Origin of the sequence: Frankia tisae (genome assembly GCF_025403405.1) — a bacterium.
GTDB classification, from domain to species: domain Bacteria; phylum Actinomycetota; class Actinomycetes; order Frankiales; family Frankiaceae; genus Frankia; species Frankia tisai.
This window is the reverse complement of record NZ_JANEZT010000371.1, coordinates 1-6,541: the sequence shown is the minus strand read 5'-3', so window position 1 is coordinate 6,541 and position 6,541 is coordinate 1. Positions and strand designations below refer to the sequence as shown.

General features: G+C 74.7%; 5 protein-coding genes. 2 read left to right on the top strand and 3 right to left on the bottom strand.

All coding sequences use genetic code 11. From position 1 onward, the window contains the following. The 3 genes from NBZ85_RS25760 to NBZ85_RS25750 form a co-directional block, all read right to left on the bottom strand. Positions 1 to 1,107, bottom strand: a 1,107-nt coding sequence (locus NBZ85_RS25760; protein ID WP_261562759.1) for a sensor histidine kinase, incomplete at its 3' end; no start/stop codon positions are given. Continuing rightward, positions 1,104 to 1,958 carry a response regulator transcription factor gene (locus tag NBZ85_RS25755; protein ID WP_261562758.1) on the bottom strand — a complete coding sequence of 285 codons (855 nt, stop codon included), beginning with the start codon at positions 1,956 to 1,958 and terminating at the stop codon, positions 1,104 to 1,106. The genes NBZ85_RS25755 and NBZ85_RS25760, both read right to left, overlap by 4 nt. Before the next feature lie 33 nt (positions 1,959 to 1,991). Continuing rightward, positions 1,992 to 3,758, bottom strand: coding sequence for a bis-aminopropyl spermidine synthase family protein (locus NBZ85_RS25750; protein WP_261562757.1), 1,767 nt, complete (start codon positions 3,756 to 3,758; stop codon positions 1,992 to 1,994). Positions 3,759 to 4,027: 269 nt separating this feature from the next. On the opposite strand from NBZ85_RS25750, the gene hisD reads away from it, so the two are divergent. Further along, positions 4,028 to 5,323: a histidinol dehydrogenase gene (gene hisD / locus NBZ85_RS25745; RefSeq protein WP_261560484.1), complete on the top strand. Its 1,296-nt coding sequence runs from the start codon at positions 4,028 to 4,030 to the stop codon at positions 5,321 to 5,323. Then, entirely contained in the window at positions 5,320 to 6,528 is a 1,209-nt protein-coding gene (locus NBZ85_RS25740) for a histidinol-phosphate transaminase (protein ID WP_261562756.1), read from the top strand. The genes hisD and NBZ85_RS25740 overlap by 4 nt, the downstream gene beginning before the upstream one ends. The last annotated feature ends 13 nt before the right edge of the window (positions 6,529 to 6,541 follow it).

The window sequence follows — 6,541 nt, the reverse complement described above, 5'->3', positions numbered from 1 at the left end:
GGACTCGACCCGGATCCGGCCGCCGGGTGGGGTGGCCTCCAGGGCGTTGCTGAGCAGGTTGTCGAGGATCTGCTCCAGGTGCCCGGGGGCGCTGGCCACGATGTGTGTGTCGGCGACGTCCCAGGTCAGCGCGATGTCCGCGGCGGCGGCCACCGGCCGCCAGATCAGGCAGCGCTGGGCGGTGACCGGCGCGAGGGGAACCGGCCGGGTGGCGGTCGGCGTGTGCTCGGCCCGGGAGACGGCGAGCAGCCCGTCGACCATGCGCGACAGCCGGTGCACCTCGACGAGGGTGCCGGCCACCTCCCCGGCGATCGTCGCGTCGACGTCCTGCTCCAACAGCTCCAGGCGCAGCCGCATCGCGGTCAGCGGGGTGCGGATCTGGTGGGAGACGTCGGCGAGGAAGTGCCGCTGACTGTCGACGAGGGACTGGATCCGGTCGGCCATCGCGTCGAAGGTCGTCGCGACCCGGCGGACCTCCGACGGGCCTCCGACGGCCCGGGCCCGGATCGACAGGTCACCCGCGCCGAGCTCGCCGGCGGCGTGTTCGAGCCGGCGCAGCGGGCGGCCCACCCAGCGGGCCAGCAGGATGGAGATCGCCAGCGCCGCCAGGGCGACCAGGACGCCGCCGATGGCGATCACCGTCCACCGGTGGTTGATCGAGGAACGCAGCCCGTGGTCGCTGCGCGCGACCGCGAGGATGCCGACCAGGCCGTTCGCATTGGACACCGGGGTCACGATGATCATCTGATGCCGGGTGGCGTCGCTCGGGTCGATTGTCACGCTGTGGTGGTGCGCGCGGGCGAGCTCCGCCGGCGTCACCGAGATGTCGTCGCCGGTGCCGGCCACGGGGCTGTCGTCCGCGCGGTAGAGGCGCAGCTCGTCGGGCGGCCCGTCCGCGCTGTCGCGGCGGGGCACCGGAAGCGGCGCGGCGCCCGGCGACAGCCGCCGCCACTTCACCTCGGCGGCATAGGCGTCCGTCGACGCGGTCAGCCGCAGGCCGAACAGGGCCCGGTCATGGCGGGTGGCGTCCAGGCCCATCGGGATGCACAACCCGACGAGCAGCGCCGCGGTCAGCAGAAGCTGGGCGGCGAGGATCCGCCGACTCATCGGCTCGGCAGCTCCTGTCCCCAACCGTCGCGCGCCACCAGCTGCCCGGCCGGCTCCCCACGAGAAGGATCGGGATCGGGCACGCCGGCCAAGCGGAAGCCGACCCCGTACACCGTCTCGATCAACTCCGGCTTGCCTAGTTTGCGGCGGATCGCGCCGATGTGCACGTCGAGGACCTTCGGTGAGCCGAACCAGTCTCCCCAGACGCCGGTGAAGATCTCCTGGCGGGTTCGCACCCGGCCCGGGTCGGCGGCGAGGAAAGCCAGCAGGTCGTACTCGCGGGCGGTGACGGCGACGGGGTGGCCGCCGACGGTGATGCGGTGACTGCGGCGGTCGAGGGTGAGCGGGCCGTGCCGGACCAGGTCCGCGTCCGCACCGGCCGTCCGCTCGGCCGTCCGGCCAGCCGTGCGCCGGCGCACGGCCCGCATCCTGGCCAGCAGCTCGGCGAACCCGAACGGCTTGACGAGATAGTCGTCCGAGCCCAGGTCAAGTGCCTCGACCCGGTCGGCCTCGTCCCCCCGGGCGGTCACGACGATCACCGGAGTGTCGGTGCGCTCGCGGATGCCCCGGCATACCTGGGCGCCGTCCATGTCCGGTAGGCCCAGGTCGAGCAGCACAAGGTCGGGCGGGGTGGGACCGGTGACCTGGGCGAGGGCGGCCTTGCCCGTGCGGACACGGCTCGCCGTGTAGCCGGCCCGGTTCAGCCCGCGCACGAGCTGCGTCCCCAGCCCCTCGTCGTCCTCGACTACGAGGACCCGGGCGCCGGCCGGGTCGGGCTGGCCTCGGAGGGCGGGCTGGGGCGGCGGGTCCGGCACGTGTCCCTTGAAATGGTGGCCTGCGGGCGTCGCCATGAGTATCAGCCTAGGGCTGCCGCTACGTCAGGGTTACCACGTCCCCGCAGCTTGTCCGTCGCGTCGCGGAGCCCTCACCCCGCTGCCGTCGGCCTCGCCGCCGCTCTGCGTGTCGACGCAGGCCACCGCGGCGGCGAGCGTCGAGGCAAGCGTGTGCCGCGGCAGGTCGATCAGCCGGACGGCGAGCAGATCGGGGTCGGCGACGGCCCGGCGCGCGGTCGCCAGGGCCTCCCGCTGGGACAACGCCCGACCGTCGGCCTGCCGGGCGATCCGGATCAGGCCGTCGCGCCAGACATTGCCGATCTTGCCGTGCGGGCGGTCCAGCAGCCAGCGGGCGAGGCGCGCGCCGGAGTCGAGAACGGCGGGGTCCACCGCGGCGAACGTCACCAGCCGGCCCGCGTCCCCGCCTCGACCCGCGTCCCCGCCGTCGGTGACGGCAACGTCGTACTCGGGCGTGGCCGCCCACTTCGCCCGCAGTGGGTCGAGAGCCTGGCGCGTGCCATTCTTGGCGCCCAGCACGGGATGGTCGGCCGCCACGATCACGGCGAGCCGGTCGGCGTTGACCGCCAGCAGCAGCCGCGTCAGCCACGGGCCCGGATCGTCGGACAGGTCGGCGACGGCGGACAGCGACCAGCCCGCCCCCGCCCCCGCAGCGGCCGCCGGCAGCCCGCGTTCGAGGACCGTCCCGAGGTGCGCGTGGGCCGCGTCCAGTTCGGGGCGTTCGCCGACGAAGACTCCCCGGCCCGGCGAGATCGCCAGGAATCCGGTCGCCGCGGCGACGAAGGGCCCCGCGAGCGGCGCCGACTGGCTCTCGGTGGCCTGCCGGCCACGGGTGTAGATCGCCGTCGGCGCCGGCCCGCGCGCGGCAACCGGCCGGTCCAGGTGCTTCCAGGTGGCCGAGGTCGGCTGGCAGACGTACATGTCGGCGCGGGCGCCGACCGCCTCGGCGCCCTCGTAGGTGTGGAAGGCCGGCCAGATCGCCTCGAAGACGAGACCCTGGTCGAGCAGGGCTCGCTGCACCTTCCAGCCCAGAGTGGGCATCCGCTCGCTGAACCCGTAGGCGACGAGGACCCGGCCGCGCTCGCGGTCGGCGAGGCTCTGGGCGCCGCGCGCGGCGAACAACGACACCCCCTGCGGGGTGTAGGGCGGGTCCGTGAAGGCAAGATCCGCACTGCCCGCCACCGCCGGCGGCAGCCCGAAGCGCAGGTCCGCGTACAGGCACCGAAGCTGCAGGTCGCGCGACCGGGCCGTCCGGTCGAGGAACTCCAACAGGTCCTCGTCGATGTCCACGACCGTGACGGCGGGCCCGCGCCGAGCCGGGTCCGGGCTCGCCGCGGCGGCCAGCAGAACGACGGCCAGTGACGTCAGGTCGTGGTCACCCACGCAGAGCAGGTGGGCCTCGCGCAGGTCGTAGTGCGTCGAGAGCCAGACGGCCCGGCGGACCACCGTCGCCGCCGTGGCCGGCACATGGTCCAGCTCGGTTTTCGGGCGCGGAGCCGAGGCGATGAGCTCGTGCATCGTCGCGACCAGCGCGCTGTGGCGACCGATCTCCGCGGCGAGCGGGTCGAGCGTGGTGCCCGCGCGCAGCTCGTCGTAATGGATCATGGTGCGGTAGCGGTCGACGGCACCGGGCCGCAGGACGAACGTCCCGCCGGAACCGGTCCGCAGATCGTCGCCGAGGCAGCCGAGGATCTCCTCGACCGAGCGGCGCGGCAGCCCCGAGTCCTGGATCAGGGCGCGCAGGGTCCGCGGCCGTTCGGTCAGCGCCGCCACAACACCGCGGGGTGCCCGCGCGTGCACCCGATAGCCGTGCAGCAGCGTCGCCAGCGACTCCCCGGGTGCGGCGCTCGCGGGCCCCGCCGTGGCCGGTGCCGCCGTGGCCGGTGCCGCGGCGGGCGGCGGCGTCGCATCTGAGAGTGGCGTCGCATCTGAGAGTGGCGTCGGATCTGGCGCGCGGGGCGGACCGGCCGAGGGCGGCGGGGTGCGGGGATCGGTCACGCTGATCAGCGTGACACCCCGGCGTGAGCTGTGATTTCACCACCCCCCGACTCGGCGGCTAGTCTCGTATCGTGCTGAGAAGGCTTGATCTGCGGGATACGGTGCCGTCCGCCGCCGATGTTCGGCGCCTGCTGCCCCGGGCCGCAGTCGACGTGGACGTCGCCGTCGACGCGGTCCGGCCCATCTGCGAGGACGTGCGGACCCGTGGTGACGCCGCCGTTCTGGACGCCGCCGCCCGGTTCGACGGCGTCCGTCCGGCCAGCCTGCGGGTGCCGCAGGCGGCGCTCACCGCCGCCGCCGAGGCCCTCGACCCGGCGGTGCGCGACGCGCTCGTCGAGGCGATCCGGCGCAGCCGGGTGGTGCACCGCGCGCAGCTGCGCGAGCCGGTCACGATCGAGGTCGGGCCGGGCCTGACGGTCACCGAGCGTTGGGTGCCGGTCGAGCGGGTCGGGTTGTACGTGCCCGGCGGGCGGGTCGCCTATCCGAGCAGCGTCGTGATGAACGTGGTGCCCGCCCAGGAGGCCGGGGTCGGCTCGCTGGCCGTGTTCTCCCCGCCGCAGCGGGACAACGACGGCCTGCCGCACCCCGTCGTGCTCGGCGCCTGCGCCCTGCTCGGGATCGACGAGGTCTACGCCGCCGGCGGCGCCCAGGCGGTCGCGATGGCCGCCTACGGCACCGAGAGCTGCCAGCCCGTCGACGTCATCACCGGGCCGGGCAACGTCTACGTGACGGCGGCGAAGCGGCTGGTGCGCGGCGTGGTCGGGGTGGACGCGGAGGCGGGCCCCACCGAGGTCGCGATCCTCGCCGACGCCACCGCGGACCCGACCTTCGTCGCCGCCGACCTCATCGCCCAGGCCGAGCACGACCCGATGGCCGCCTGCCTGCTCGTCACCTCCTCGGTGGAGCTCGCCGACGCGGTCGACATCGAGCTCGGCAAGCAGGTGCCGGCGACGCGCCACCGCGAGCGGGTCGAGGAGTCCCTGGCCGGCCAGGGCGCCGTGGCGATCGTCGCCGACGTCGATGCCGGGCTCGCGGTCGTCGACGGCTGGGCGGCCGAGCACCTGGAGATCCACACCGCCGACGCGGGCGCGGTCGCCGCACGGGTGCGCCATGCCGGGGCGGTGTTCGTCGGCCCCCACGCCCCCGTTCCGCTGGGCGACTACCTCGCCGGCTCCAACCACGTCCTGCCCACCGGTGGGACGGCGCGTCACTCCAGCGGCCTGGCCGTGGCCGCCTTCCAGCGCCAGGTCCACGTCGTCGAAAGCACCCGTGACGCGCTGCACGCCGTCGCCCCGCGCCTCGCCGCGCTCGCCGGGGCCGAGGATCTCACCGCACATTCCGACGCCGTGGAGGCTCGATTCCGATGACGATCCAGGCGTCCCGCAGCACCGACGCCGGCCACGCCGGCGACGACCGGCCCTGGCGCCCGCTGGACATCGACGGGCTGCCGTTGCGCGACAGCCTGCGCGGGCTGTCCCCCTACGGCGCGCCGCAGCTCGACGTGCCGGTGCGGCTCAACACCAACGAGAACCCGTACCCGCCGTCGGCCGGTCTGGTCGACGCTCTCGGCAAGGCCGCGACCCTCGCCGCCACCGAGGCCAACCGCTACCCCGACCGCGACGCCGAGGCCCTGCGCGCCGACCTCGCCTACTACCTCACCCCGGACGCCGGGTTCGGCGTGCACACCGCCCAGGTCTGGGCCGCCAACGGGTCCAACGAGGTCATCCAGCAGCTCTGCCAGGCGTTCGGCGGGCCTGGCCGGGTCGCGGTCGGCTTCGAGCCGTCCTACTCGATGCATCGGCTCATCGCCCTGGCCACGGCGACGGAGTGGGTCCGGGAGGAACGCGCCGCGGATTTCACCCTCTCCGCCGAGGCCGTCGCCGAGGCCGTCGAGCGCCACCGGCCGGCGCTGCTGTTCCTCTGCTCGCCGAACAACCCGACCGGCACGGCCCTGCCCGTGGACGTCGTCGTCGCCGCCTGCGAGGCGATGGCGCGGGTGGGCAGCGGCATGGTCGTCGTCGACGAGGCGTACGCCGAGTTCCGCCGGGCCGGGGTGCCCAGCGCGCTGACGTTGCTGCCCCGCCACCCGCGGCTCATCGTCACCCGCACGATGAGCAAGGCGTTCGCCCTGGCCGGCGCGAGGGTCGGCTACCTCGCCGCGCACCCCGCCGTCGTCGACGCGCTGCAGCTGGTCCGGCTGCCCTACCACCTGTCGACGTTCACCCAGGCGGTCGCCCGTACCGCGCTCGCGCACGCCGACGAGCTGCTCGCCACGGTGGAGGCGGTCAAGTCGCAGCGGGACCGGATCGTGCAGGAGGTGGAGGCCCTCGGTCTTCGGCTCGCGCCCAGCGACGCCAATTTCGTCTTCTTCGGCCTGTTCGCAGACCAGCGCGCGGTGTGGCGCGGGCTGCTCGACGCCGGGGTGCTCGTCCGCGACCTCGGCCTGCCTGGCTGGCTGCGGGTCACCGCCGGGCTGCCCGCCGAGGTCGACGCGTTCCTGGCTGCGCTCGGCCGGGTCCTCGCCGGCAGTGACGTCGCCGCGGACGGTGTCGTCACCCTGGCCAGGAGCTGACCGAGCCACCGCC

What these genes read in the sequence shown, in the direction of transcription:
- NBZ85_RS25755 (WP_261562758.1), bottom strand. Translation starts at nt 1,958, where the DNA reads ATGGCGACGCCCGCAGGCCACCATTTCAAGGGACACGTGCCGGACCCG.
- NBZ85_RS25740 (WP_261562756.1), top strand. Translation starts at nt 5,320, where the DNA reads ATGACGATCCAGGCGTCCCGCAGCACCGACGCCGGCCACGCCGGCGAC.